The sequence below is a fragment of the Panacibacter ginsenosidivorans genome (assembly GCF_007971225.1).
Lineage (GTDB): Bacteria > Bacteroidota > Bacteroidia > Chitinophagales > Chitinophagaceae > Panacibacter > Panacibacter ginsenosidivorans.
Genome location: NZ_CP042435.1, coordinates 3,512,900 through 3,539,307 on the forward strand (window position 1 = coordinate 3,512,900; position 26,408 = coordinate 3,539,307).

Genomic DNA, 26,408 nt, shown 5'->3' on the forward strand with positions numbered 1-26,408 from the left:
AAATTTACTTTACTGCTGTTTGCAGATGATCAAAATAATATTTGCTTTCGTAATAATTTTTTAGTGGGCAACAGTAATTCTATTCAGCTGCTGTTGTGTCACTCACTTGTACGGGTTGATTATATATCGGCAGGTATGTTACACCGAGTAAGTATGTTTATTCTTTATTTTGCAACTCTTATCCTGTATGCTTCTTTCAAAGCATCCATAACTAATTTTTTTGATGCTTTATCAAGATTGATTGTTGTCCAGCCCTGTCTGCCCCAGCCATTTGGAATGGCAAAAATTATATCACTGCCAGGGGGGCAAAAGATAAACTGGGCTTCAGGAGTAAATTTTAAATTGAGTGTTTTATCTTCAAAGGAAAGCGTGGCAAATATTTTTTTCTTTACTGTAAAAGCAGTGCGGTTAAAATGCCGTTGCTCGCCGGTTTCCGGTAATGATAATGCTATTGCTTTTGCATTTTCTGCTGTTACCATGGGGTAGGAATTTAGTGCATTTCTTAAAGTTCAATTTATGTAGTGCAGATAAAAGTATTGCGACGCAACGAAGATGCTACAAAATTCTAAAGCCCGGCTCAAAAATTTATTTTACTTCTCTCAATTCATCCCACCTGCTTGTATATCTTGGGCTGCGCATTTCCTGTCGCATCTTCCAGTTGCGTACTGTGCCGCTTGCTGCAAATTTCAGCATATCATCCCGCATGCTGAAGTTGATGTTGTCCATCATATCCATCAAAAGACGACTATTATTCTTTGCTGCAGGCACAAATAAGTTTCCCTGTAATGTATTGTCTGGTACAATACCGCTGAGCATTACACCGGCTTTTTGGAAAAGGTTTACTTTGTAATCATTTACTGCTCTGTCGTAAGCCTGTTCAGCTAATTGCAATGCAGGTTTTATTAGCTCGCTGGTTACACATGTTGCATGTGGCAACGTCATTGCACGGTTAACAGTAGAGCCATGACGAAAGTGTTCTCCGGGATTTCTTTTTTCTTTCAGCACTACAAATACGCTGATCATCGAAGCCGCGCCATACTGGCGACGCAGCTTCTCTGCAGCTCTTGATGTATAGGTTGCAACGGCTTCTTTTATATCGCTCAGCTTTGATACCGGCGTACCAAACATGCGTGTTGTAGCGATCATTTTTTTTGTATCTAATTCTTCATGCAGGCCAATGATCGGTTCGCATTTCAGATCTTTTAGTAAGCGCACACCGACAACACCGCCAAGATTTTTTCTTGCCCATTCTTCGGGCATCTGGCTCAGTTGATATGCATCGTAAATGCCGAACCCTTTTAGCTTTTCTGCATATTGTGTACCAACGCCCCAGATTTCTTTTACGGGCGTATTACACAATGCTTCATTTACACTTTCTATGCTGTCTAAAACGGTTACACAATTTGTTGCAGATTTATCTTTCTTGGCAATATGATTGGCAATTTTGCTCAAGGTTTTTGTTGGCGCCACGCCAACGGAAACTTCAACTCCTGTCCAGCGTTCAACGGTTTCTTTTAGTTGCAATGCGGCATTGTGCAATCGTTCAAACGGCACATCATCCATATTAATGAAAGCTTCGTCAACAGAATATACTTCTACTTTATTTTCTCCCATAATAATGCGCAATGTTTCCATTACACGCCAGCTCATATCGCCGTATAGATTATAATTGGATGAAAACACTTCTATATTATATCGTTCAATTATTTCTTTTGATTTGAAATATGGATCAGCCATACCAACACCAACTGCTTTCGACTCATCACTACGGCTGACTATGCAACCATCATTATTGCTTAATACAACAACAGGTTTCTTATGCAGATCGGGACGAAACACTCTTTCTGCAGAACAATAAAAACTATTGCAGTCAACAACGGCGGTGAAAGAAAGTTCTCTCCCTTCTTTAACTGCATTATAAGCTGCATATTTTTTCGAAATGTTTTCTGCTGTTTGCATAAAAATAATTTTATATACCCAACTGTTGTATCGCTATATAACTTTTCTTGCGTCGCACTCTTGTACTGTTACAGCAATACGCAGCTATTTCTTTTTATAATTGGCTGGTGCAGCAAACAATGCGCCTTGCTTTACATCGGTTTTTATATGCTCAAAATCAAACCTGTTTGCTGTTTTCCACATCTTGGTGTTTTCTCTCCGCTTCAATAACAATACATGATCTGCAATAAATCTTCCATGAAAATGTTTATGCTCATATTCCAGCCAACTTTTCTCATATTGCCAGGGCAATAGTTTTCTTGCAATACTAATATTTGGCTCTGTAAGAAAATGGGGCTTGTTCTCATCATCCAGTTTCATAAGCTTTTGAGATGCTTTTAATTCTTTTACTATATCCATGATCTGCACTTTGCTTACCACATTGATATAAATCGTGTGTGACGGAAAACTGCCAAAATTTTTCAACTCTACTTTAAAATCTAAAAGCGTTGCTGTAATATTTTTTACCAATCTTACAATATGCGTTTCCATCAGTTCATGCTGTTTAAAATGCACCAGTGTTATGCGTGGTTTTACATAGAGTGCTTCCGGACATTGGTATGTTTCTGCATACATTTTTTTCTCTTCCATAATTGCATTACTTAGTTCTTCATGTGGTTGCAATACAATTGCGTATTCATTTACCAAATAACCCGAAGATGTAAGTAAGCCTTGCTCTACGTACTTTTTCTTTTGCTGGTATTTCTTCGTATAGATTGCCATGGAGCAACTTCATATTTAAAAAGTTTCTCCAAGCCTCTTTCAGCGATGATAATTTTATTAAGTATCATTTTTATTTAATTTTCTTCCTTGTACTTTTTCTCTTGAAAGAAAAAGTACCAAAAAGTTCAAGCACAGATGAGGATACAACACATCCGTGCACACGCCTTGATTAAGCTGTAGTATTATTGTGACTTCAGCAGAATAACTTTAGCTATCATGCGAAGAATTGTATTATTTCACTTCTACTTATAAATCCGCAAATCCTTTTAATCTCCCCAAATCATGGTTCAGACAAATTGCGGCTCAATGTTCCGAACGTACAAGTGAGTGACACAACAGGTGATGCTATAAGCACTAGAGTTTGTATCATAAAAATTCGTCGTCGCAATACAATCAAATAAACCCTGTTACAAAGAACTAATCACTGCTACGCAAAGGTATCCCTCTCCTTAAGGAGAGGGAACGAGGGTGAGGTTAACAACAGCTTAAACACATTCACCTGCCTGCATTTATCAAACTGGTGTTGCCTCTTCAACAACACCATTTCTTCTACATTGAACGAAGCAAAAAATGTGCGTTGCGAGAATTCAAACATGGCTTTATCATACACGTCGGGTTTAAGCCTCCGTGCAATTGACACATGCGGATGCGTGATGAATTTTGCCGGCGGACAACCGTTGCCTTTTACATAATGATCAACCGGTGCTAACATCGCAGCGAGGTGCTTGAACGGCTGATGATCTAGCACACGTGCGTACACCGTATGTGGCGGAAATCCGCTGAAATTATTAAGCGTGACCGTAAAATTTTTTTGCATACTAAGGATGCGGTGCATGTAGCGGATGATGGTATCTTCCATCGCTTCCTTTGCCATGAAATTTGCTACCGTAATGTGTGGCTTTGTTTTGATGGCAACCTTTTCTTTGTATGTCTCAAAGAAATATTGTTTCTCCTGCATCAGCTGCGCATACACATCGGCTGCAGGATGCACCACGAGCAAATACTCGTAATATTCCTGCATAGCAAAGCTCAATGCAGGAGCTGTTCTTGCAAATCCCTTTTCCATATACATTTATTTTGAGTTACTTACTGACCAAAAAAATTTTCTTTCCCTATTTGATGATAAAGATAAATATTTTAGTTTAATTTTACTAAATAATTTAGTCATTAAATTTTTAAGTATATGGAAAGGGAATTTATGTACAATGCCGCTTACAGCGGCTCAAAGGGTTATACCCAGCACCAGGCGAGAACCGCCAATGCCAATGGTTTTGCTGCAGCTGCAGATGATTATGCAGAACGCGGCATAGACCTCAACGAGCAACTCATTTTAAACAAACCTGCTACGTTTTTTTTTCGAATGAATGGAGAGGCAATGACGGGCGCCGGCATCAATAGCGGCGATGTGTTGATCGTTGACCGCAGCATAAAAGCAACGAATGGAAAGATCGCTGTGATAGCGGTAAATGGCGACCTGATGGTGCGGCGCATACAATCGCATTTTAATGGTGTAAGCCTGCAGGCAGATAATCCGCGGTACAGCAATATAGAGTTAACAGAGTTTGCAGACATGAGCGTGTGGGGCGTTGTAACATGCGTCATTCACATTCTTGAGAGCAGGTTGTTGACACATAATAATGACCACAATAAAAACCCCAAACATAAAAGTGAAGACTTCCGCATTTTGTATTAGTAAGAAATTTTTTATGAGCCAGGCTGTTGCAAACCTATGATGCTTCCGTTGCGTCGCACTCTTGTACTGAAGGAAGAAGAGGCAACAAGGCAAGAGGCAAGGAGGCAAAGAGAAGTAAGTCAAAAATCGAAAAACACCATCTCATAAATAATTACCTATGATCAACACCAACCAATGGCATTAGAAAAATGGCGTTAAGAAACCGACGAAGGAGGTTCAGCGAGGCAAATAAAAACATAAAAATGCCGGAGCTAAATTTATGTAATGCAGCGTTAAACAGCGAAGATGTACAGTTATAAACAAAAGATGATTTAAGTCTATGCACAATAATATTCAATAGATGATAGTAAGCTTCTTCGCTGTAGCTGCATGCAATAAATTTTGGCCATTTTTCTGGAGCCTTGATCTTTTGGTTCTTTTGCATCAAGGCAAAAGAACAATAATAAAATAATCAGCAAAACATTTAACCAATGAAAGACATCACACACAATCCCAATGCAAAACCACAACCAAAAAACAAAGATGATGAAGTGCAATATCATACGGGTCGTGGAGCGCAGTTCAATACAAAGAACAAATTCCTGGTAAATGAAATAACGAAGGAGCATATTGAAGGCATAGACGATTGGGAAGACATAACATTACCCACGCAATACATAGAAGAAGAAGTGAAAACAATCGTCAACAAAGTTGACAGCCCGGATGTAGGGATGAGCTATAGCATGAACCCTTATGCAGGCTGTGAGCACGGCTGCATATACTGCTATGCACGAAACGTCCATGAATACTGGGGTTACAGCGCAGGAATGGATTTTGAACAAAAGATCATTGTAAAGAAAAATGCGCCACAATTGCTGCGCAAGTTTCTCATGCATCCAAAATGGGATGCCACGCCGATCATGCTAAGCGGTAATACAGATTGTTACCAGCCCGCAGAACAAAAGTATCGTTTAACACGCGGCATGCTTGAAGTATGTAATGAGTTTAATCAGCCGGTTGGGATTCTTACAAAGAATTCATGGATCCTGAAAGACAAAGATGTGTTACAGGAAATGGGTAAGAAGCAAATTGTATCAGCCATGGTTTCTATTACTTCTTTCAATGAAGATCTGAGAAGAGTAATGGAACCAAGAACAACAACAGCAAAACAAAAATTAAAAGTCATCAATGAATTAAGCAGTGCAGGTGTACGCATGGGTATTATGATGGGACCAATGATCCCCGGATTGAATGAACATGAGATGCAACGCATCATGAAAGCGGCAAGAGATAATGGCGCTACGTTTACAGCATATACATTTATTCGTTTGAATGGCGCCATTAAATTTTTATTTCACGACTGGTTGTATAAAAACTTTCCTGACCGTGCGGATAAGGTATGGCATTTGATAGAAAACAGTCATGACGGAAAAGTAAATGATACACGCTTTGGTGTGCGTATGCGTGGCGAAGGACCTATTGCACAACTGGTAGCACAACAGTATCGCAAGTATGGTAAGTTATATGGCATGAATGCAGAAGAATGGAGTTTGGATAGAAGCTTGTTTAAGAGACCGGGAGATGTTCAGGGGAAGTTGTTTTAAATTCTAATTATTATGAATGTTGTGACAAGATCGGCGTTAAGGATCACAATTTATAATATCATCATCGAAATGATTACTATGTCGCTTGGAGTAAAACAAAATGAATTTTATAATGAATATGATATTGTTGTTACAAAAACAGATATAATAAGCTTCATTGAATCAAATCCTTATTTCGATGAAATGCTGAAAACATTTTTAAAAGACAAATTCATTGAAGATGTCGATGCAATAATAGTTTCTGAAGAATGGAAAATGGAATTTATAAAAAAGGTTTACATGTGGGCAGAAAGTTTTGAATGGATTTGTGGTAATATTTCTTGTAAGGATGTAAAAAAGGAATATTGAACATCAAAAAGAGAAGATTGTTTGAAAGACTGGGAGAGCAAGGGAGGTTGTTTTAGAGAAAATAGCTTAGCTTCAAATACAAAAAGCAACCCTAATTATGGCACAAAAAGATTTACATGAAGATCCGTTTGATGACGGTACAATCGCTAAGTTAGAAATATTTGAAGATTATGCTCAGGCTTGGATTCCAACTTTTGTAATGCAAGGAACTCCTATAATATGCATTTTTGATTTCTTTGCTGGAACTGGGTATGATAACAATGGCGTTGCAGGAAGTCCAATTCGTATTCTTGAAAAAATAAGAGAGCAAATTGGCTATATCTTTCAAAAAAAAGTCAAAATAAAAGTTTACTTAAATGAATTTGAGCCAGCTAAAAAGAAGCAAAAGAAATTTGAACTTCTTCAAAAGGCATGTCTAGAATATCTTGAAGAATATAAAGACGTTAAACGTGCAATTGAAATTGAATACTTCAATAAAGATTTTGAAATATTATTTCCAGAATTAATTTCAGAAATAAAAAAATTTCCTTCATTAGTTTATCTTGACCAAAATGGGATCAAATTTTTATCTGAAAAATATTTAATGGAACTTGAAAAGACAAGCCAAACTGATTTTCTATATTTTGTTTCATCTTCTTATTTCAAATGGCTTGGCAATACTGAAGAGTTTAGAAAACATGTAAATCTAGATATTGAGGAATTGAAAATAATCCGTATAAGTTTATTCATAGAAATGTGATTGGACAATTAAGGAAAAAGTTACCAATAACTTCAAATTTAAAACTGTATCCATATTCTTTAAAAAAGGGAGCAAATATTTTTGGAATTGTATTTGGAGCTAAACATCCATTAGCAGTTGATAAATTTTTAAATATTGCTTGGAGTCGTAATCCTATAAATGGCGATGCAAACTTTGACATTGACGATGACTCGAAGAAAAATCAACTAGATTTGTTTGGTGACAAAAAATTAACCAAAATTGAAAAATTTAAAGAAAACCTGCGCGCAAAGGTTTTAGCAAAAGAAATTCAAAACAATATTGAAGCTTTAGGTTTTGTTCATGACGAAGGGCACATTGGTAAGCATGCTTCAGACTGTTTAAAGGAAATGAAGAAGAATGGCGAGATTGATTATGAAGGCTTGTCGCCTTTGGTCACCTACGAAAATGTTTATAAAAACAAAAGAAAATTAGATTATAAAATAAAAAAAGATGGCTCAATCTAGCATCGAATGGACCGAAATGACTTGGAACCCAACCACAGGTTGTGATAAATTATCTGCTGGTTGTAAATTTTGTTATGCAGAAGTGATGTCGAAAAGATTGCAGGCAATGGGAATCGACAAATATAAAGATGGCTTTGAATTAAGATTGCATGAGGATGCCTTGTTGATTCCTTATTCATGGAAATCTCCGAAAGTCGTTTTTGTTAATTCCATGAGCGATATGTTTCACAAAGATGTTCCGCTTTCTTTTATTCAAAAAGTTTTTAAAACAATGAATGAAAATCCGCAGCATACTTTCCAGGTACTTACCAAACGTGCAGATATTCTATTGAAACATGACAAACATCTTAACTGGTCGCATAATATTTGGATGGGCGTTTCTGTAGAAAATGATAAAGTAGTTAACCGGATTGATTACTTAAGACAAACACATGCAAGAGTAAAATTCCTTTCATGCGAGCCATTGATTGGTCCATTGCCAAATATGAATCTTCAGCATATTGATTGGGTTATTGTTGGTGGCGAAAGTGGAAGAAAACCTAGACCAATGAATGTTGATTGGGTTTTGGATATTCAACACCAATGTGAAAAAAGTGAAGTCGCATTCTTCTTTAAACAATGGGGCGGGACAAACAAAAAGAAAACTGGTAGAATACTTAACGGAAAAACTTATGACGAGATGCCGGCTCTTGAAAATTTAGAAGAAGTCGAATTTTGATATCTGAATTTTAGAGTCATGCCTAAAGAAAATCTTTATTTCATTGCTCTTATACCTAAAAGAGAACTACTTGAAAAGATCAATGCATTTAAACAGGACTTTGCAAACAGGTTTAACAGTAGCAAAGCTTTAAAAGTATACCCGCATATAACATTGAAAGCTCCTTTCAAATGTGTTGAAAACGCACATAAAGAATTATTGAAATGGTTTAGCGAGTTGCATATAAAACAAAAGGCCTTTGCTATTCAGTTAAAAAACTTCGGTGCATTTCTTAATAGTAAGAATCCGGTTGTCTATATAAATCCAATGCAGTCAAAAGAATTGCAGTTTATGCAAAAAGAAATTATTGCAAGCTTCAGCAGTTTATTTCCGGGAGATATTCATCCTGTTGATGTAGACTTCAAACCGCATGTTACTATTGCATACAGAGATCTTGAGCCTGCAATGTTTGAAAAAGCATGGGAAGAATACAAGCACAAATCTTTCAACGAGGACTTTGAAGTAGATGCTTTTTATTTACTGCAACATGATACTGATAAATGGAACATTATTGCAACTTATAGTTTGTCCAGCAATAATACAGAAACACTTAAGCATACAAATCAGGCTTGAATCTTTTTGCCAACAGACCTGTTGCAAAAGATGGATCAATATCTACGACTATAATGCCCGACTTTCCATATTCCTGGTGTGCAATACATTTTCCATCCGGCGCTATTAATGATGTTGCAGATTCCTGGAATGTGGTTGCATAGTTTACGCTGGCGAAGTAAATTGTATTTTCCATGGCACGGATCATCATAGCTTTTTCGTAGTAAGGATTATTCATATTACCCCATTCTGTCAGTTGTGGTCCGCTTATATTACTTCCGGTAAAATGGGGATGAAATACTATCGCTGCTCCATGTCTTGCTGCCCATCTTACCGATTCAGGATAACGAAAACCTTCATGGCAAATAGTGATTCCAAACTTTATTCCGTTTACTTCGAAGAGTTGGCGTTTTGTTCCCGCATCCCAAATACCATCTTCTGTAGGATCGAGTTGATTCTTTGATTGATAACCTAATACTCCTCCTTTCGCTGAGATAACAAATGCTACATTCAAAAATTTATCTGCTTCGTACCAATCCATTGGCAATATAATAGTGATTGAATTCTTTGCTGCAACTGCACATGCTTTTTGTAAAGCATTTTGCAGATCATCAGCCGTTGCTTTTTCTACTTTATTTTCTGTTGTTGGATAACCGGGAATAAATGATTCAGGAAAACAAACTATTACTGCTTCTTGTTCTGCTGCTTCTTTTACGAGTATTTCCAATTGTGTTAGACCTTCAGTGATTGTTTTGGTTAATGCAGGTGATGCCAATGCAATTTTCATAGTATCATTTTAATGTATCTAAGTTAACTGAATCTTTAATTTTTATTTTAATTTATTAAAGCTTTTACCCGTAACTATTTTAGAAAAGGCGTTTGCATTTTCATAACATATTTATTATAAAAGTTTCTCCTCACGCTGATTTTCCTTCTTTCGCAGCAGTGTTTTAAGTGTTTGTCTCATTAGCAAACATTATCACTGTGCAGTAATATACTTTTGTTCTGCAATTGAAAGTAAACCAATAACAGCAAAGCTTTCAGCAAAACAAATAATCAATAAGAAATAAAAAAAATTAAAATGGAAAAGCAAATTTTAGCAATTGCACTTATAATAATTGTTCTGTTATCTGCATCTGCCACTTATGCAAATGATAAAAATACAGCAGACAAAAGTTACACTGTGCATTCATTAATAGACGGCTATAAAGTAGTGTCTGCTTATGACAAAAAAGGAAAAATTATTTATTCCATTCAATATTATCCGGTGGAAAGTCTTGCAAAAAATATTATGGATGTGGTAAGCCGTAGTTTTGCGAATTATTATTTTTCAGGAATGGAAAAAATAAGCCAGCCTGGCCAGGACGAAGTGTTTGTAGTTCATATTGAAAATGCAAACTCAATGAAAACAGTACTTGTTCATAATAACGAAGCAGAACTGATGAATGATTTTTCTAAAACTAATTAGTTCAATTTTTTTATGTGACCAGGTTTACCTGTAATACTACATTTTAAATAGTTTGAATAATTGCCGGGTAATTAATAAGAGGTACAAGTGTGCGACGCAACAAAGCTTCATAGCAGCACATTAGCTTTGTGCATAAAATAAAAGAGACAACTTTATGTTGCCTCTTTTCCTTCACCCGCATTCACCTATCAAAATTTTATGATCTTGTTTGTTTGTGCGCCATCATTAGTTTTTACCTGCAGGTAGTAAATGCCGCTTTTGTATGCCGCCATATTTATAGAAGCTTTGTAACCCTGCTGTATATTATTCAGTTGCTGCGTCAGGAGAACTTTTCCCTGCTGGTCTGTTATAATAATACTAACATGTGTCAACGCATTGGGAAATGAAATGGTCAATATATTTTTTACGGGATTAGGATAAACACTATAGTCGACAGCATTGTTTTTGATCGTAACAATTTCAATTTTTGAATAGGTGAATTTGTTATCCTTATCATTCATCTGCAATCGGTAGTAAATTTTAGTGTAGCCTGTGCCCAATGCTCCGGCATCGATGAATTTGTAATCTCTTTTTTGTGTGCTGTTGCCTGCTGCTGTTACTGAGCCGATGCTTTGGAAATTGTATCCATCAAAACTGCGCTGAATAGTAAAATCTTTTGTGTTAACCTCAGTTGAAGTGCTCCATTCCAGTTGCGCTGCTTTACCATTTAATACTGCTGTAAAATCAAGCAGTGTTAGCGGCAGGATTGTTTCATCAACCTGGTAAAGATCAATATCACCATTTGTATTATCGCCATCATTGGCAGTGAAGATAAGTTTGTTGTTCAGCGTCATAATGAAGTTTGGATTTGAACTTTCTGAACCTGTATTAATATCTTTTATCATGCTTGCGTCTGTACCATCTGATTTAAAAAGTTCTGTGCCGTTAGTACCGTCATCTGCTGCAAAGTATAATCCTTTTGATGTATAATAATAAGCAGGAAAATCAAATGCAGCGCCGGTTCCCGGGTTAACATCTTTTACCATCTTAGTGCCGCCATCGGTACCATCACTGATCCAGAGCTCATTGCCATTGGTTCCGTTATCAGCCATCATAAATATTTTTCCGTTGTATAAATTGTTATGTACCTGGTGGTAGTCTGTAATGCCTGTTATGTTTGGAAAAACAAAAGCGTTGGAAGATTTTTTACCTGGCTGTATGTCTTTGAATAATGTGGTGCCTGTAGCCGTTCCATCTGAATTCCATAGCTCAGTGCCATTGGTGCTGTTAAGTGCGGTGAAATAAAATTTATCCTGCATGTAAATGGCAAATGCAACCTGTGCATAACCACCTGTAAAATCTTTTACAACCGTAGTGCCTGCATCTGTGCCGTCTGTTACATATAGTTTGTACTGAATAAAATTTTCAACAGTAGTAAAATATATTTTGTTTTTAAAGAGAATAAATTGTGTGGGAGAAGAAGGCCCGGCACCTGCCACAATATCTTTTACCATTTTAGTTCCATTGGCACTGCCATCGGTTACCCAAACTTCTTTACCGTTAATACCATTATCTGCAGCGAATATGGCTAATGTTCCAAAAGCGGTGAACTCCGTGCAATCCGAAGAGCCACTGCCATTATTAATATCTTTTACTAAAACTGTTCCTGCTGCTGTGCCGTTTGTTTTCCATAGCTCTGTACCATGCGCATCATCATTGGCAGTAAAGTATAAAATATTATTGTTTATAAAGAAGTTGGCATAATTATCAAGACTGCTGTTAATACCCGGGTTAATATCTTTTACAAGTATTGTTCCTGCAGCGGTACCATCAGATCTCCAAAGCTCCGTTCCTTCTGCGGCAGTAGATGCGAAGAAATAAATAGTGTTATTGAATACATATAACTCTGCGGGTGATGAACTATAAAAACCTGCCACAATATCTTTTACTATTGTTGTTCCTGCGGCAGTACCATCTGTTACCCATAATTCAACCCCATCAGCAGCATTGGTGCCAGAGAAGTATAATTTATTATTTAGAATAGCAAAGCCAGATTCTGTATTCACTCTTACATTATGTGCATATAAACTTGTACCTGCAGCAGTACCATCCGTTTTCCATAAAGAATCATTGTTGTCGATGAGAATACCTGTACTACCTAATGCAAAACCTGTTTGTATGTTATTATTGTTGGCAAGTTTTGTAACCTGTGCATTAACAACAGTAGTAAATACCAGCACAAATAAAAAAAAGTGTAGCGTGTGTTTCATATATTCAGATTAGCTATAAAAATGATAACGCAAATCAAAATCTATGTAACACTTTTATCAAGCAATACGTGTATGTATTGCGGCATTGAAAGCATGAATTGATATTTCAATAGGATATTAACGGTGTAAAATAATGTGCGTTCGAAAATTTTTTATGATACCAACTGTGGAATTTTATAGCATCGTCCCTTGCGTCGCAATCACTTCATCAGTATATCTTTTGTTGGCTAAATAGCAGGTAATTATAAAACATTGCAGCAGATTGAGGCAAAAGCATTTTATCTTTTTTACCTGGTAATTCAATACAAGTATATTTCAGATGGAAGTTATATGGCGAAGATCATGTAAAAAGATGATTTTGGTTAGTTTCTTTTGCGTGGAAGGCTGGTAACTTGCTTCCTGGAAAAATGATAATATTCCTGAATTATTTTAAATAGCTGGTAGTTGTTCCTTTAGCCGTATCGGGTTGGTAAAACAATCTACGTACGGCTTTTTTATTGGATGTTATATTTCGCATTGCTGCAAATAGCTTTAGCAGTTGAAGAGTGCGACGCAACGAAAGCTTAATAGTAGTAGTGTTGTTTGGTAACAAAAAATGTAGATGCAAATAAAAGCTGCTGCAATACCTGCAACAGCTTTTATTTCTTGATATTTGTATTTATTGACCTACCAGAAAAACAGCATTGCTGAAAAGCATTTTTCCGTTTTCCCAAAAGAGCCGAAACAACACATCATCTGTAATAATTACAACGCTGCCCTTGCCAGATTCCACAGCACCAAAAAGAAGGCCATCCTGTATCTGTGGTTTTATTTTACTGCCTGCAAAACCAGAAGTGTAGCCTGCTTTTTTTAGAACGCCTACATTCCAGCCGTCTTTTAAAAATTCAAACAGGCGGTCGTCCTGTTTTAACGTGTAATAAAAATCAGGGTAGCCAAAAGCAAGTGGATGTGTATTATCTAACTCCACTTTATAGATGGCGCCGGAAATACTTTGTGGCAAAACGTCCCGTTCTCTGTCTGCGTACTTTTTCAGGTCAGCGTATTCATCTTTGTTCCTGGCACTATCATCATCATTGCTTTTTAATTTGAACCCGAGATCCATACCTGCAATAAAAGCAGCGCCTTTTTCTAAAGCGATTACCTTGCCTCCGTTTTTTATAAACGCTTTTATCTTATCCTGTGCTTCTTTGTTGTTCAAAGAATTATAAGATCCATTCGGCATGATCAATATATCAAAGTCGCTCAAGGTATTGCCAATATTCTCTGCGTTTAATTGTGTTACCGGATAGTTCAAAGTGTTATCGAAAAAACTCCACACTTCCCCGGCTGCATCGCTGTACACATCACGGCCTGTAAGCAATGCCACTTTAGGCGCCGTAATAAAATGTATATAGGAAGAACCAAAGTCTGCACCTTTATCTACAAATCCGCTTTCAACTTCATCGGCCTGCACATTAAATTGTTTACAGGCATCATTGGTAAGCTGCTCCCAGTTTTGAATATTGTTGCCTTTTAAAACGATCAAAGTTCCCTGTGCATAATTTTTACCATTATAAGTAAAAGGTTTTTCTGAATAACGAACCTTTACACCCTGCTGTAATAAATTTGATAGTAGCTTAACTGCATTCATCGAAGTATAGGGAATGAGTAAGCCATAATCGGCTGCAACGTTCGTAATAGCCGCCGCTGTTTTGAAAGGGCCAACATCTAATTTTTCTTTTAAAGCATAAGCTTTTATGCCATAACTGTAAGGTACTGCCCACGCTGTAATATCATAAGTGGCCGAATCGCTGATGAAACTTTTTGGTTCGAATAAAACCTTTACCATCCTGCTTTTGGGTTGGTAAGCTGATATCGCCAGCTGGTAGCCTTCTTCGCTGTAAGCTTCTTCTTTACCTGTAAAATAATTGTATCCGCGAAATGCAGTGTTGCTTACATTTCCATATTCAATGCCGTTTGCATCAAGCAGTTTAGCTACAGCCTGTATTTTGTTAGGATCTTTTGCAGTAAGCACATAGGTTTTATAATCGCTGCCAATGGCATTCCTGTTATCATCAAAATATTTTTTGAATTCAGTTACAAGCCTTGCCGCATTTTTTGCGCTGATCTCTATAGTAGACATACTTGTTGTGTAGTGATGCGTGGCACGGTCAACAAGTGTAAGCGTATCACCGTCATTTGTTCTTACACCAAGCCCTGCACCAATACCGCCTTGCTCATACGTCATACCAATACTGCCATTGTAAGTAGGATAAGTATCTCCGTAAGATGGATACAGCAGATCAAATACTTCTTTAGTAAAATACAGCCAGCCATTGGTATCAAAATATTTTGCATTGTTCTTACCGATCTGTGTTTGAAAATCACGCTGCCATTTGGTAATTACTTCGTGGTATGGTTCTGCCGCAGGTGCAAAATAGTAAGGTGCGTTATAACCTTGTTCATGATAATCAACATGCACTTCCGGTAACCACTCATTATATTTTTTTAAGCGTTGCTGCGTTTCTATCTGTGTTTGCCAGGCCCAGTCGCGGTTGAGATCAAAGTTGTAATGATTGGTTCTGCCCTGTGGCCATGGTTCCTGATGCTCTCTTGCCGATGGATTGGGATTATAAGTTGCTCCTGCAGCATTATTATACCAGTTTACATAGCGGTCGCGGCCATCGGGGTTAATGCATGGATCAATAATGACCACTACATTTTTCAGCCACTCTTTTGTTTCTTTATTGTTTGGATCAACCAGGGCATACAATACTTTCATCGCTGCTTCGGAAGATGCAGGCTCATTACCATGCACATTATAACTAAGCCATACAATGGCAGGTGCACCATCCGTTACCGGCGCCATTTTATCTTTGTTTACACCGGCCATGCGTAAATTATTCAAACGTATTGCATCCAGTTTTTGAAGATTTTCCGGCAATGCTATATATGCAAGCATAAGATCGCGGCCCTCATATGTTTCGCCATATTTTTCAACTTTCACCATATCTGGTTTGGCAGCGGCAACGGCTTTAAAATAATCCACTATCTTAAAGTGCTTTGTAAACTCAGTGCCTACTTTATAGCCAAGAAACTGGTCGGGAGATTGCAGCGTTTGTGCATGAGCTATACAAACCTGCAGCAGCAATATTGCAAAGAAAATTTTTCTCATAGTTGAATATAGTAAGTGGTGAAAATATTGAAAGAAATGTTCGCTGCCAAATGAGGTTGAAGAGTGGAAATCATTTTTATGGACTTAATGATACAGGCTATAGTGTTTCATGGCATCACCTGTTGTGTCACTCACTTGTACGTTCCGAAACTTTTAGCAACTAGCTTCGGGCCATGAGCTATTGGCTTTGAGCAATACATCATAGCTCATAGCTGTTCTTAAGTACAAGAGTGCGACGCAACCACAGCATCATAAAAGAAATGCAGCCTGGCACAAAAAGAAAAGCATTTACTATAAAGCCGCTTTAACACAATAGTCAAAAACAAAAGAAACTCCTTATATTGTTTGCGAAATCGTCAACCATATCTTAAACACTTATTTTTCGTTATGCGCATTGCCAGTAACTTCTTTATTTGTAGTTATACCGCTTTATTATTTACTGCCTGCAGCAAAGGCGGCGGCAGTTCTCCTGTTGATACTTTGCCTGTTGTAACAATCAATAGCCTTTCCCAGGATCGTACACTTACTACCAGTAATTTTCATTTTACTGTATCGCTTGATAAAGCAGCTACTTCAGATGCCATTGTACATTATGCTACTCTGCCTGCAACTGCGGAAGAAAATAAAGATTATAAACCCGTTTCAGGTAGTCTAACAATAGCAGCCGGACAAAAGCAGGCAAGCTTTGATGTAGAAGTTACAGGCGACAGTATACGCAAAGAAAACCAATTTTTTTATGTGCAGCTTAGTGACCCTAAGAATTGTAAACTCGGTGCAGCTGCTAAAGGCTCAGGAAATATTTTAAATGAGAACGGACTTTACTTTCCTGTGGATAATACCGGTTACAGCACACCAGATAGTTATCCGGGTTATACACTTACATGGAGTGATGAATTTAATGGCAACAGTATAAACAGCGCCGATTGGACCTTTGAGCAAGGTAACAATAACGGATGGGGCAATGCCGAACTGGAGAATTATACAAACCGCACACAGAACGCGTTTGTATCTTCTGGCAATCTTGTAATTGAAGCAAGAAAGGAGACCTACCAAACCAGTGATTATACATCTGCACGCATGATCACTAAAAACAAAAAAATATTCACGTATGGCCGCGTAGATATTCGTGCAAAATTGCCCAAAGGAAAAGGTGTATGGCCCGCATTATGGATGCTGGGCAATAATATTGATGCAGTAAACTGGCCCGCTTGCGGAGAAATAGATATTATGGAATTGCTGGGCCAGGAGCCCAACAAAATGTATGGCACTTTACATTGGGGTGCAGATTACACAGTGCATCAATCAAAAGGCAATAACTATGTGCTCAGCAGCGGTTCTTTTGATGAACAGTTTCATGTATACAGTATGGAATGGAAACAAGACACTATAAAGCTATACGTGGATGATGTGCAATATCTCACAGTAACCAAAACAGATCTTACAGGCAGTGATTATCCATTTAATAAGGATTTCTTTTTCATCTTTAATATAGCTGTTGGTGGCAACTGGCCCGGCAGCCCTGACAGTAATACCAGTTTCCCGCAACGCATGGTAGTGGATTATGTAAGAGTGTTCCAGTAATTTTTTTGCACGAATTGCTTATTGCAATTTTATTTTTATGAGCCCGGCATTTGATGCTTGTGTCATCGCCTGTTGCGTCGCACACTTGTACTTGCATAACTATATTCAGCAATAAAATGTTATTGCTGCAAAATAGCTGACTGCACAAGTGTGCGACGCAAGGGATGATGCATAAAGAACTACAGCCCGCTACATAATTAATCTTCTTTATTCTCCTACTTTTGTGTACATGAAGAAGACAATTGTATTTATATTATTTCTTATAACTAGTACGGCAAATGCTCAACAGTCTGCGTCTATTGTTGGCGCGGGAAAAACAGTTGATCCTTATCATTATGCATCTGTAAAATCTGTAACGTTCAATAAAGCTGTTGTAGCAAGTGCACATCCATTGGCAAGTGAAGTTGGTGCAGCCATCATGAAACAGGGCGGTAATGCTTTTGATGCAATGATTGCCACTCAACTCACATTAGCGGTTGTATATCCCGGGGCAGGTAATCTTGGTGGTGGTGGCTTTTTAATAGCAAGGAAAAGCGATGGTAAATCAGTGGCGCTGGATTACCGTGAAATGGCGCCGGCAAAGGCTTCAAGAGATATGTACCTGGATAAAGATGGCAATGCACAAAATGAATTATCAGAGAACGGTCATTTATCTTCTGGTGTTCCGGGTACCGTAGCTGGCTTATTTGCAACCATGCCATTTGCGAAACTTTCTTTTAAAGCATTGATACAACCTGCTATTGACCTTGCAGAATATGGCTTTGTAATTACTGCACATGAGGCTGCAGCATTGAACAGCACAAAAGAAGATTTTCTAAAATACAGCAGCCAGCCATCTGCCTTTATAAAAGACCAGCCATGGAAAGCGGGTGATACATTAATTCAGCCACAGCTTGCTGCAACATTAAAACGGATAAGAGATAATGGCAGCAAAGGTTTTTACGAAGGTGAGACAGCAAAGCTTATAGTGGAAGAAATGCAGCGGGGTAATGGTATGATATCTTACGATGACCTGAAAAATTATACCGTAAAACAACGTACTGCAATAGCATTTGATTATCGTGGTTATAACATTATCAGTTTTCCTCCACCAAGCAGCGGCGGTATTTTGCTGGCACAAATGCTGAAGATGATAGAAAAATATCCTGTAGGTAGTTATGGATTTCAATCTGCAAAAAGTGTGCAGTTGATGATAGAAGCAGAGCGTCGTGCTTATGCAGACAGGGCGCAGCATATGGGCGATCCTGATTACTGGAAAGTGCCGCAAAAAACATTGATGAGCGATGCATACCTGGCAGAAAGAATGAAAGATTATAATCCCAATAAAGCATCGGTAAGCGCAGATATAAAAGCCGGTACTATACACGAAAGCGAAGAGACAACACATATAAGCATTATTGATGAACAGGGTAATATGGTTGCAGTTACAACTACACTTAACAATAGCTATGGAAGTAAGACGGTAGTGGATGGTGCAGGATTTATTTTGAATGATGAAATGGATGATTTTAGTATAAAGCCAGGCGTGCCCAATATGTATGGTGCAATAGGAGGTGAAGCTAATGCTATTGCTGCGGGTAAAAGAATGTTAAGCTCCATGACACCTACACTGGTATTAAAAGGAAACAAACCATTTATGGTGGTAGGAACGCCAGGGGGAACAACTATTCCAACATCAGTGTTTCAAAGCATCGTCAACGTGATTGATTTTAATATGAATGCAACTGATGCTGTTAACAAACCAAAGTTTCATCACCAGTGGCTGCCGGATGAGGTAATGGTCGAAAGCAATTTTTCTGCAGAAACAAAAATGACTTTGGAAAAAATGGGATATAAAATGGTTGATCGTGGCGGAATCGGCAGGACTGAATTAATAAAAATTCTTGCTGATGGTAAAAGAGAATCTGCTGCAGATGGAAGGGGTGATGATAGTGTAGCAGGATATTAGGCTCTAAAACCTAAAGTAAATAGTAATGGATATTTTAAATTTATTACTTATGTTATAAAACTTTTTATAAATAATGAACCTATGAATTTAGAAGAAGGGTTTTTAAAAGATTCCATTAAGCGGTTAAAGTATTATAAAGAATTGGGTGATAAAACATTTGAACAACTGGAAGAGCAGGATTTCTTCTACAGGCCCAATGAAGAAAGCAATAGTATAGCCATTATTGTTCAGCATTTATATGGCAACATGCTAAGCAGGTTCACTAATTTTTTAACGGAAGATGGTGAGAAAGAATGGCGGCAACGTGATGCTGAATTTGATGTATTTGATATAACCAAAGAAGATGTGCTTTCTTTCTGGAATTCAGGCTGGAACTGCGTTTTTACAACGCTTGAAAGTTTAAAACCTGCAGACCTTCTTAAAACAATTTATATACGTACCGAACCTTTGCTTGTTTACGATGCTATATTAAGACAACTGGCGCATTACCCGCATCATGTAGGTCAGATATTGTATATTGGTAAAATGCTAAAAGGTAAAGATTGGCAAACATTAAGTATACCAAAAGGTGGAAGCCAGGTTTTTAATGCAAAGATGGCGGATACCCAAAAAAAGTAAAACTACAAATAATGTCTGCATGAATTTTTTTGCTTTCGATGCAATACCGGGAAGAACTGCATTAATAAAAGGGGAGGAATATCTTTTCTTTTCCGGTTACAGTTACCTTGGTATGCAACAGGTACCTGAATTTGCAGCGTTGGTAAAAGAGGGTATTGATAAATATGGGTGGCTTTTTCCATCATCACGCATATCAAATACAAGACTGGAAATTTTTGAAGAAGCAGAGCTATTGCTTTCAGCAATTACAGGCATGGAAGCATCAGTTATAGTTGCTTCAGGTTATATAGCGGGCCGTATTGCAACCGCAGCTTTTGCAGATACAATCGTTAATCTTCATCCTTCGCATCCGGCCATACAAAGAAACAACGATCATCAGCATACAAATATTTTTGCAGTTGATTCGGTGGAAACGCTTAATGCTTCTGTTACAGATTTCTCATTTGTTACCGGGAGCACAATTAGTAAAACAATTATTGTGGATGATTCACACGGTATTGGCTTAATTGGTGACGAAGGTGAAGGTATTATAAGCAGGCTTCCTCAAAATAACTACACGCAATATATACTCACTTATTCTTTGTCAAAGGCCTTTCACATAAACGCAGGCGCTATCAGTTGCAGTAAAGAAATGGCAGCCAATTATAAAAAAGATCATGCATATACATCTGCTACTGCGCCATCACCAGCATTGCTGTATGCCTTTATAAAAGGTCAGTATATTTATGCAGCGCAGCGACAAAAATTGCAAAACAACAGGCAATATTTTCAGCAGCTTGTAAAAGATTTAACCTGTATCTCTTATCATCCCGAGTTGCCCGTTTTTATTTTGCCTGAAAATATTAATGAGCAAAAACTGTTCGGAGCAGGCATCATTATTTCTTCCTTTGCTTACCCCGATGTACAGGGTAAAAGAATAAACCGTATTGTTTTAAGTGCATTGCACACAAAAGAAGATCTTGAATTGCTGGCAAACCTGTTGCATAAAATTTTATAGTAGTTGTATGCCAGCTGCTTTTTTTCGTGGCATCGTTTGTTGTGTCACTCACTTGTACGTTCAGAATAAACATCGGCAAGCTTATACATTTACGAGCTTAAAATATTTACACTTTTTTAAATACAGAGAATTTATGAACCCGTGGACTTACAACCTGATGAAACTTGTTTTACAGTACAAGGGTGCGACGCAACAGAAGCTTAATAGATATCAGACAGATCACTTCCAAATATTCACTCAAATTTATCTAAACTCTTTTGCCAGGAGCAGTGGGTTTTGCCCTTCAGGGTTTATCTTTATTTTTACCGAATAAATCCGGCATCATTGAACAATAAATTTCTCAGGATCTCTTCTATTATCCTTCTGGCTTTGCTGGGTTTATACCTGCTTGCATACATAGCAGGTTATGCGGATAATTTGCTTCCCTTTTTTATACTTCCTGTGTTGGTATTATTATTAAGCAGAATTGGAAGAAAAGTATTGCTTGGCATACTTGGTTTGCTATTGCTGGTGCTATTGCTGTTGCAAACTGATTATGTGCAAAATATTATTATTGGTGCAGTTACAAAGCGGCTTTCAAAAGATCTTAATACAGAAGTAAGCATTAAGCATGTAAGCATTTCTTTTTTTGATAAGCTTGATCTTGACGGGACATTGATACGGGATAATAAAAAAGACACGCTTCTTTATGCAGGTACTATGAAAGTGCGTGTAACAGACTGGTTCTTTTTAAAAAATAATATTGACCTGAAATATATTGGCCTTGAAAATGCTTTGATAAAAATGAACCGAAAAGATTCTGTATGGAATTACCAGTTCATTGCGGATCATTTTGCATCATCTGATACAACAACGAGTAAAGACGGTAAGAACATTACCTTAAACCTTCAAAAAATCGATCTTAAGAAAGTGCGCTTTGTGCAGCAGGATGATTGGATAGGTCAAACGATGACCGTTAAGATTGGTAGTATGCTAGCTGATATTAGTAAAACTGATCTTAAACATAATACTATTCTTGTAAATACAGTTGATCTTGATAGGCCCTATTTCTCTATTGAAGATTATGATGGTTACAGACCCGATAGTTTGCGAAAAAAAAATACAGATACCGGCATGTATTTTAATACCGGCGATCTGTTGTTAAAAGTGGCCTCAATTAAAATGACAGATGGAGGTTTCGTAAGCATGAAACGTGGAGATGTACCGGATAAAGGTGTATTTGATGGAACCAATATAAGAGTTAGTAAGATAAACGGCAATATAGAAAACGTCAGCTTTATAAAGGATACCATTAAGGCAAAGATTAGCCTTTCTGCATTTGAACGCAGCGGATTTGAATTGAGTAAACTGAAAGCAGACTTCAGGTTAACACCGCAGATAATGGAGTTTGCTAAACTGGATATAAGAACACCACACAGCAGGCTTGGAGACTATTACGCTATGCGGTATAAAGATTTCAATGAAGATATGTCTGCGTATATCGAGCAGGTAATAATGGATGCACGTTTTCGCAATTCAACAGTAAGCAGTGATGATATCGCTTTTTTTGCGCCTGAATTATCCACCTGGAAACAGAAGGCTGCCATAAGTGGAAAATTTCTAGGAACTGTAGATGATTTTAAAGTAGACAATATTTTTGTGCGCACAGATGCTAACACTTATGCCACGGGGGATTTAACTATGAAAGGTCTTCCTGATGTTGGTAAAACCATTATCACTTTTAACGATGCAACTGTTCAAACTAATAACAGGGAAATAGCATTCCTTTATCCCGGAATTACAAAGATCACCACGCCAGATATGGCAGCTCTGGGTAATGTTTTATTTAGGGGAAACTTTAAGGGTACGATAAATAATTTCAGCACTACAGGTACATTAAGTAGTATGCTTGGCGGCATGTATGCAGACATTAATATGAACCTTCCAGCAAAAGGTGAACCTTCTTACAAAGGAAACATACAAACCAAACAATTTGACCTGGGCAGATTTGTTAGAGTCAGTACGCTTGGTAAAATGAGTTTCAAAGGAAAAGTGGAAGGCAGGAGCTTTGAATTAGATAAAGTAAAAACAACCCTGGATGGCATTTTTGATTCTTTGCAGTTCAATGGTTACACATACAGGAACCTTACCTTTAGCGGGGCAATAGCAAAAGAAAAAATTGATGGCGACTTTAAGGCAGATGATCCCAATTTCGATTTTCTTAGCAGCATCCAAATCGATCTTTCGGATAAACAACCGTCTTTCAATATTCTTGGTGACCTTGCAAAAGCCAATTTCAGGAGCCTCAATTTTACAAACAAAGATTTTCAGCTTACCGGGTTATTCGATTTAAATTTTACCGGTCATAACATTGATGATTTTCTGGGTTCTGCAAAAATCCTTAATGCTACGCTACTGCATGATAGCACAAAACTTGATTTTGATTCATTATCTGTAAATGCTTATATCGACGATGCAAACAGGAAAGTGTTGAGCGCAGAGAGTAACCAGTTCGATGTAAAGGTCACCGGGCAATATAATATCCTTGATCTTCCCAATAGCTTTCAATCCTTTCTTAGCAGATATTATCCTGCATACATCAATGCGCCTGCGAAAGAGCCAAAAGATCAGCGGTTTTTTGTTCAGATAAACACAAAAGATTTTGACAAATATGCAAGGGTTATTGATCCACGTTTATCAGGATTGGATTATATGCAACTTTCAGGCGGAGTGAATACTATCAACAGGGATTCAGGTTTCTATCTGCGTGCAGAAGTTCCTTATGCAAAATTTGATAAATATAAACTTGAAAATGCCAATATAAAAGGTATTGGCAGCGCTGATAGTCTTCGCCTTACCGGCGACGTAGAACGCATTTATATAGGCGACAGCCTTTTTTTCCCAAATACTTACCTGAATATTTTATCTGCAAACGATCACTCTGGTGTACATATTTCTACCAGCGCAAGTGAAACACTTAATAATGCAGATCTTAACGCAGATGTGGTTACATTGGAAGACGGTGTGCGCATCAATTTTCAGCCATCTTCCTTTGTAGTGAATACAAAAAAATGGGAACTGAATAAAGAAGGCGAGCTGATCATCAGGAAGAATTTTGCATCAGCAAAGAATGTAAAATTTTCGCAGGGTTTTCAGGAGATAACAGTTGAAACTGAAGAAGAAGAGGGTACCAATGCCAGCAACCTGGTGGTAAGATTGAAGAATGTAAATATGGGAGACTTCACATCCCTTGTAACCACTAATCCAAGATTGGAGGGCCTTGCTAATGGAGTTGTTTACCTGCGTGATTTTTATACCAGATTCAATGCGCAAACAAGTTTGAAGGTAGAACAATTCAGACTTGATGATGATTCTGTTGGCGTAGTTAATTTAAATGGCGCATATAGTAGTGAATCAGGTAAAGTATCTTTTAAAGTAAAATCAGATAATGAAGATTATCATTTTGATATCGATGGTTTCTACAATGTAAAAGATTCTACAAACGAGCCTTTAAATACAACCATGCATATGAAGGGTACAAGGATCACTTTTGTAAATACTTTCCTTGCTGGTATATTTTCAAATATTGAAGGTCTTGCCACAGGTGACCTTACAGTAAAAGGAGATCCCCGTTCCCCTGATCTTTTAGGACAGGCCACTTTAAGAAATGCGGGCCTTACCGTTGATTATACCCAGGTACGTTATACTGTTGATTCTGCAATATTAACCTTCAATAAAGGCTCTATCGATTTCGGTCGGTTTTCTATCAAAGACAAATACAATAATAAAGGTTCTGTCCGTGGTATTCTATATGAAAATGGCTTTAAGAATATGCGTTATGATTTTGATATGGCTACTGACAAATTACTGGTGCTTGATACAAAATTTAAAGACAACCAGCAGTTCTATGGTAAGGCAATCGCTAAAGCCACCCTAAGTATAAAGGGGCCGCAGGAAAACATGAAAATGAATATTAGCGGCGAACCTGTTGATACCACCCATATCTCTATCGTTACTTCGGGTAGCAAAGAAAGCACGGATGCAGATTTTATTGTCTTTAAAAAATATGGTACGGAAATAATTGCACCAGAAAAGCAATCTGATACAAAGCTAAATATTGCACTCGATCTTGTTGCAAATAATAAAGCGCAGATCGATGTAATTCTCGACCAGTTAACCGGCGATGTTATCAGCGCTACCGGTGAGGGTAGGATGCGTATTAATGTACCGGCAACCGGCAGCATGACCATGAACGGCCGGTATAATATAGAAAGTGGTCGTTATAATTTCAACTTCCAGTCTTTTTTACGCAAACCTTTTGATCTCCGAAGAAACGCAGGTAATTACATTGAATGGAACGGCGACCCTTATAAAGCGCAAATGAAGATTGATGCACAGTATACTGCAAAGAATGTCTCATTTAATGAACTGCTGAGCAACACAGGTATTAATCTTGGCGGCGCCGTAAGCGGTTATCGTGGCGAAGTTTACGTTATTGCGCACTTAACCGGCAATCTTAGCAATCCCGATATCAGATTTTCGTTTGATTTCCCGGGTGGTTCACCTATAGAGAATGATAATAACCTCCAGCTCTTCCTTGCAAAAGTAGAGAACGATGATAATGAGATGATCAAGCAGGTGACTTTTCTCATTGTATTTGGTTCCTTTGCTCCTTATGGGCAATTGGGCAATGGAGGGAACATTGCGCAGAGTACTGGCATCAATACTATTTCCCAGCAGATAACCAATGAGCTGAATAAACTTGTTTCCAATCTTCTTACCAAAATAACCGGCGATAAAAGTCTTCAGTTTGATATTAATACTTCCACCTACAGCAGCTCTACTCTTTACGGAACTTCTAATACACAGAACCGTTTAGACAGGCAGGTAGTAAATCTTAAAGTAAACCAAAGCATATTGAATGATAAGGTCATTATAACACTCGGCACTGGTCTCGACTTTAACCTTGGCAGTTCTGCAGTACAAACAGGTAACTTCCAGTTTTTGCCAGACATCTCTATAGAGTTTATTCTCTCCACTGATCGTAAACTTCGTGCTATTGTATTCAATAAAAGCAGCCTTGATGTTACCACCGGCATCATTGGACGTCGCATACGCCAGGGCGTAAGCATTTCTTATTCCTTCGATTTTCCCCAGGACAAGATTCCGATACCCGTAACCGCAGTTCCATCCACTGATAGCAGCGTTATTAAACCTGAAACCAATCCGGAAATCATTATAAAAGGTAGCAAGTAATTTTTGTGTACTTGGTTTTGCTTTTATGCCGGCACTTATTATTTTTCTGTTTTTAATAAGAGCAGTAATTTTTTTGTTTCAAACTGCAGCATTTCATGGCATCCTGGTTGCGTCGCACTCTTTTACTCCGGCATAAATTTGCAGCAACTCATAATTATTAGGCATATAAGCCTGCACATAATTGTTCTGAAACTTTAAGTGTGCGACGCAACGATGCTCAATTGAAAGTATAGTGTTCGGTACAAAAAAGAAAACCCATGCAAGAGCATGGGTTTAAAAA

General features: G+C 37.8%; 20 protein-coding genes. 13 read left to right on the forward strand and 7 right to left on the reverse strand.

Going from position 1 to position 26,408, the window contains the following annotated elements:
• Positions 1–164: 164 nt before the first annotated feature.
• From FRZ67_RS14735 to FRZ67_RS14750, 4 genes are all read right to left on the reverse strand, one after another.
• Complete coding sequence (locus tag FRZ67_RS14735; protein ID WP_147190567.1) at positions 165–479, reverse strand: MmcQ/YjbR family DNA-binding protein; 315 nt, start codon at positions 477–479, stop codon at positions 165–167.
• Between the two features lie 106 nt (positions 480–585).
• Positions 586–1,959, reverse strand: a complete 1,374-nt coding sequence (locus tag FRZ67_RS14740) for a Y-family DNA polymerase (RefSeq protein ID WP_147190569.1) — start codon at positions 1,957–1,959, stop codon at positions 586–588.
• An 84-nt stretch (positions 1,960–2,043) separates the two neighbouring features.
• Positions 2,044–2,721, reverse strand: coding sequence for a 2'-5' RNA ligase family protein (locus FRZ67_RS14745; RefSeq protein WP_225975345.1), 678 nt, complete (start codon positions 2,719–2,721; stop codon positions 2,044–2,046).
• A 427-nt stretch (positions 2,722–3,148) separates the two neighbouring features.
• Complete coding sequence (locus tag FRZ67_RS14750; RefSeq protein WP_158638375.1) at positions 3,149–3,787, reverse strand: 2'-5' RNA ligase family protein; 639 nt, start codon at positions 3,785–3,787, stop codon at positions 3,149–3,151.
• Between the two features lie 117 nt (positions 3,788–3,904).
• Here FRZ67_RS14750 and FRZ67_RS14755 point away from each other — a divergent pair, with 117 nt between their 5' ends.
• The 7 genes from FRZ67_RS14755 (at position 3,905) to FRZ67_RS14780 (ending at position 8,899) form a co-directional block, all read left to right on the forward strand.
• Positions 3,905–4,414 (forward strand): LexA family protein, encoded by a 510-nt coding sequence (locus FRZ67_RS14755; RefSeq protein ID WP_147190573.1) that lies wholly within the window; start codon positions 3,905–3,907, stop codon positions 4,412–4,414.
• Positions 4,415–4,884: 470 nt separating this feature from the next.
• Positions 4,885–5,997 carry a PA0069 family radical SAM protein gene (locus FRZ67_RS14760; RefSeq protein ID WP_147190574.1) on the forward strand — a complete coding sequence of 371 codons (1,113 nt, stop codon included), beginning with the start codon at positions 4,885–4,887 and terminating at the stop codon, positions 5,995–5,997.
• A 78-nt stretch (positions 5,998–6,075) separates the two neighbouring features.
• Positions 6,076–6,345 (forward strand): hypothetical protein, encoded by a 270-nt coding sequence (locus FRZ67_RS14765; RefSeq protein WP_147190576.1) that lies wholly within the window; start codon positions 6,076–6,078, stop codon positions 6,343–6,345.
• A 97-nt stretch (positions 6,346–6,442) separates the two neighbouring features.
• Entirely contained in the window at positions 6,443–7,084 is a 642-nt protein-coding gene (gene tcmP, locus FRZ67_RS23635) for a three-Cys-motif partner protein TcmP (RefSeq protein ID WP_225975346.1), read from the forward strand.
• Positions 7,081–7,569, forward strand: coding sequence for a hypothetical protein (locus FRZ67_RS23640; protein ID WP_225975347.1), 489 nt, complete (start codon positions 7,081–7,083; stop codon positions 7,567–7,569). Before tcmP ends, FRZ67_RS23640 begins: the two co-directional genes overlap by 4 nt.
• Positions 7,556–8,287, forward strand: coding sequence for a DUF5131 family protein (locus tag FRZ67_RS14775; RefSeq protein WP_147190578.1), 732 nt, complete (start codon positions 7,556–7,558; stop codon positions 8,285–8,287). The genes FRZ67_RS23640 and FRZ67_RS14775 overlap by 14 nt, the downstream gene beginning before the upstream one ends.
• 18 nt (positions 8,288–8,305) lie before the next feature.
• Positions 8,306–8,899 carry a 2'-5' RNA ligase family protein gene (locus FRZ67_RS14780; RefSeq protein WP_147190581.1) on the forward strand — a complete coding sequence of 198 codons (594 nt, stop codon included), beginning with the start codon at positions 8,306–8,308 and terminating at the stop codon, positions 8,897–8,899.
• On the opposite strand, the gene FRZ67_RS14785 is transcribed toward FRZ67_RS14780, so the two are convergent.
• Positions 8,877–9,665, reverse strand: a complete 789-nt coding sequence (locus FRZ67_RS14785) for a carbon-nitrogen hydrolase family protein (RefSeq protein WP_147190583.1) — start codon at positions 9,663–9,665, stop codon at positions 8,877–8,879. The genes FRZ67_RS14780 and FRZ67_RS14785 overlap by 23 nt on opposite strands.
• A gap of 294 nt (positions 9,666–9,959) precedes the next feature.
• On the opposite strand from FRZ67_RS14785, the gene FRZ67_RS14790 reads away from it, so the two are divergent.
• Positions 9,960–10,346, forward strand: coding sequence for a hypothetical protein (locus tag FRZ67_RS14790; protein ID WP_147190585.1), 387 nt, complete (start codon positions 9,960–9,962; stop codon positions 10,344–10,346).
• Between the two features lie 188 nt (positions 10,347–10,534).
• Here the strand turns inward: FRZ67_RS14790 and FRZ67_RS14795 are convergent, their stop codons facing one another.
• Together FRZ67_RS14795 and FRZ67_RS14800 are read right to left on the reverse strand one after the other, a co-directional pair.
• Positions 10,535–12,595, reverse strand: coding sequence for an ELWxxDGT repeat protein (locus FRZ67_RS14795; protein ID WP_147190587.1), 2,061 nt, complete (start codon positions 12,593–12,595; stop codon positions 10,535–10,537).
• A 658-nt stretch (positions 12,596–13,253) separates the two neighbouring features.
• On the reverse strand, positions 13,254–15,749 hold the full coding sequence (locus FRZ67_RS14800; protein ID WP_147190589.1) for a M14 family metallopeptidase: 2,496 nt from the start codon (positions 15,747–15,749) through the stop codon (positions 13,254–13,256).
• 387 nt (positions 15,750–16,136) lie between these two features.
• Here FRZ67_RS14800 and FRZ67_RS14805 point away from each other — a divergent pair, with 387 nt between their 5' ends.
• From FRZ67_RS14805 to FRZ67_RS14825, 5 genes are all read left to right on the forward strand, one after another.
• Positions 16,137–17,330: a family 16 glycosylhydrolase gene (locus tag FRZ67_RS14805; RefSeq protein ID WP_147190591.1), complete on the forward strand. Its 1,194-nt coding sequence runs from the start codon at positions 16,137–16,139 to the stop codon at positions 17,328–17,330.
• Positions 17,331–17,559: 229 nt separating this feature from the next.
• The gene (ggt, locus tag FRZ67_RS14810) at positions 17,560–19,278 is read left to right on the forward strand and encodes a gamma-glutamyltransferase (protein WP_147190592.1); all 1,719 of its coding nucleotides are present in this window, start codon (positions 17,560–17,562) and stop codon (positions 19,276–19,278) included.
• 81 nt (positions 19,279–19,359) lie between these two features.
• A complete protein-coding gene (locus FRZ67_RS14815; protein WP_147190595.1) occupies positions 19,360–19,896 on the forward strand; it encodes a DUF1572 family protein in 537 nt (178 codons plus the stop codon).
• A 19-nt stretch (positions 19,897–19,915) separates the two neighbouring features.
• Entirely contained in the window at positions 19,916–20,893 is a 978-nt protein-coding gene (locus FRZ67_RS14820; RefSeq protein ID WP_147190598.1) for an aminotransferase class I/II-fold pyridoxal phosphate-dependent enzyme, read from the forward strand.
• A 324-nt stretch (positions 20,894–21,217) separates the two neighbouring features.
• Entirely contained in the window at positions 21,218–26,128 is a 4,911-nt protein-coding gene (locus FRZ67_RS14825; protein ID WP_147190600.1) for a translocation/assembly module TamB domain-containing protein, read from the forward strand.
• Positions 26,129–26,408 lie beyond the last annotated feature (280 nt).

Coding starts and splice junctions, on each gene's coding strand:
- FRZ67_RS14760 (WP_147190574.1), top strand. CDS start 4,885: ATGAAAGACATCACACACAATCCCAATGCAAAACCACAACCAAAAAAC.
- FRZ67_RS14790 (WP_147190585.1), top strand. CDS start 9,960: ATGGAAAAGCAAATTTTAGCAATTGCACTTATAATAATTGTTCTGTTA.
- FRZ67_RS14815 (WP_147190595.1), top strand. CDS start 19,360: ATGAATTTAGAAGAAGGGTTTTTAAAAGATTCCATTAAGCGGTTAAAG.
- FRZ67_RS14785 (WP_147190583.1), bottom strand. CDS start 9,665: ATGAAAATTGCATTGGCATCACCTGCATTAACCAAAACAATCACTGAA.
- FRZ67_RS14750 (WP_158638375.1), bottom strand. CDS start 3,787: ATGGAAAAGGGATTTGCAAGAACAGCTCCTGCATTGAGCTTTGCTATG.
- FRZ67_RS14820 (WP_147190598.1), top strand. CDS start 19,916: ATGAATTTTTTTGCTTTCGATGCAATACCGGGAAGAACTGCATTAATA.
- tcmP (WP_225975346.1), top strand. CDS start 6,443: ATGGCACAAAAAGATTTACATGAAGATCCGTTTGATGACGGTACAATC.
- FRZ67_RS14765 (WP_147190576.1), top strand. CDS start 6,076: ATGTCGCTTGGAGTAAAACAAAATGAATTTTATAATGAATATGATATT.
- FRZ67_RS14800 (WP_147190589.1), bottom strand. CDS start 15,749: ATGAGAAAAATTTTCTTTGCAATATTGCTGCTGCAGGTTTGTATAGCT.
- ggt (WP_147190592.1), top strand. CDS start 17,560: ATGAAGAAGACAATTGTATTTATATTATTTCTTATAACTAGTACGGCA.
- FRZ67_RS14740 (WP_147190569.1), bottom strand. CDS start 1,959: ATGCAAACAGCAGAAAACATTTCGAAAAAATATGCAGCTTATAATGCA.
- FRZ67_RS14745 (WP_225975345.1), bottom strand. CDS start 2,721: ATGGCAATCTATACGAAGAAATACCAGCAAAAGAAAAAGTACGTAGAG.
- FRZ67_RS14780 (WP_147190581.1), top strand. CDS start 8,306: ATGCCTAAAGAAAATCTTTATTTCATTGCTCTTATACCTAAAAGAGAA.
- FRZ67_RS14795 (WP_147190587.1), bottom strand. CDS start 12,595: ATGAAACACACGCTACACTTTTTTTTATTTGTGCTGGTATTTACTACT.
- FRZ67_RS14775 (WP_147190578.1), top strand. CDS start 7,556: ATGGCTCAATCTAGCATCGAATGGACCGAAATGACTTGGAACCCAACC.
- FRZ67_RS14735 (WP_147190567.1), bottom strand. CDS start 479: ATGGTAACAGCAGAAAATGCAAAAGCAATAGCATTATCATTACCGGAA.
- FRZ67_RS14755 (WP_147190573.1), top strand. CDS start 3,905: ATGGAAAGGGAATTTATGTACAATGCCGCTTACAGCGGCTCAAAGGGT.
- FRZ67_RS14805 (WP_147190591.1), top strand. CDS start 16,137: ATGCGCATTGCCAGTAACTTCTTTATTTGTAGTTATACCGCTTTATTA.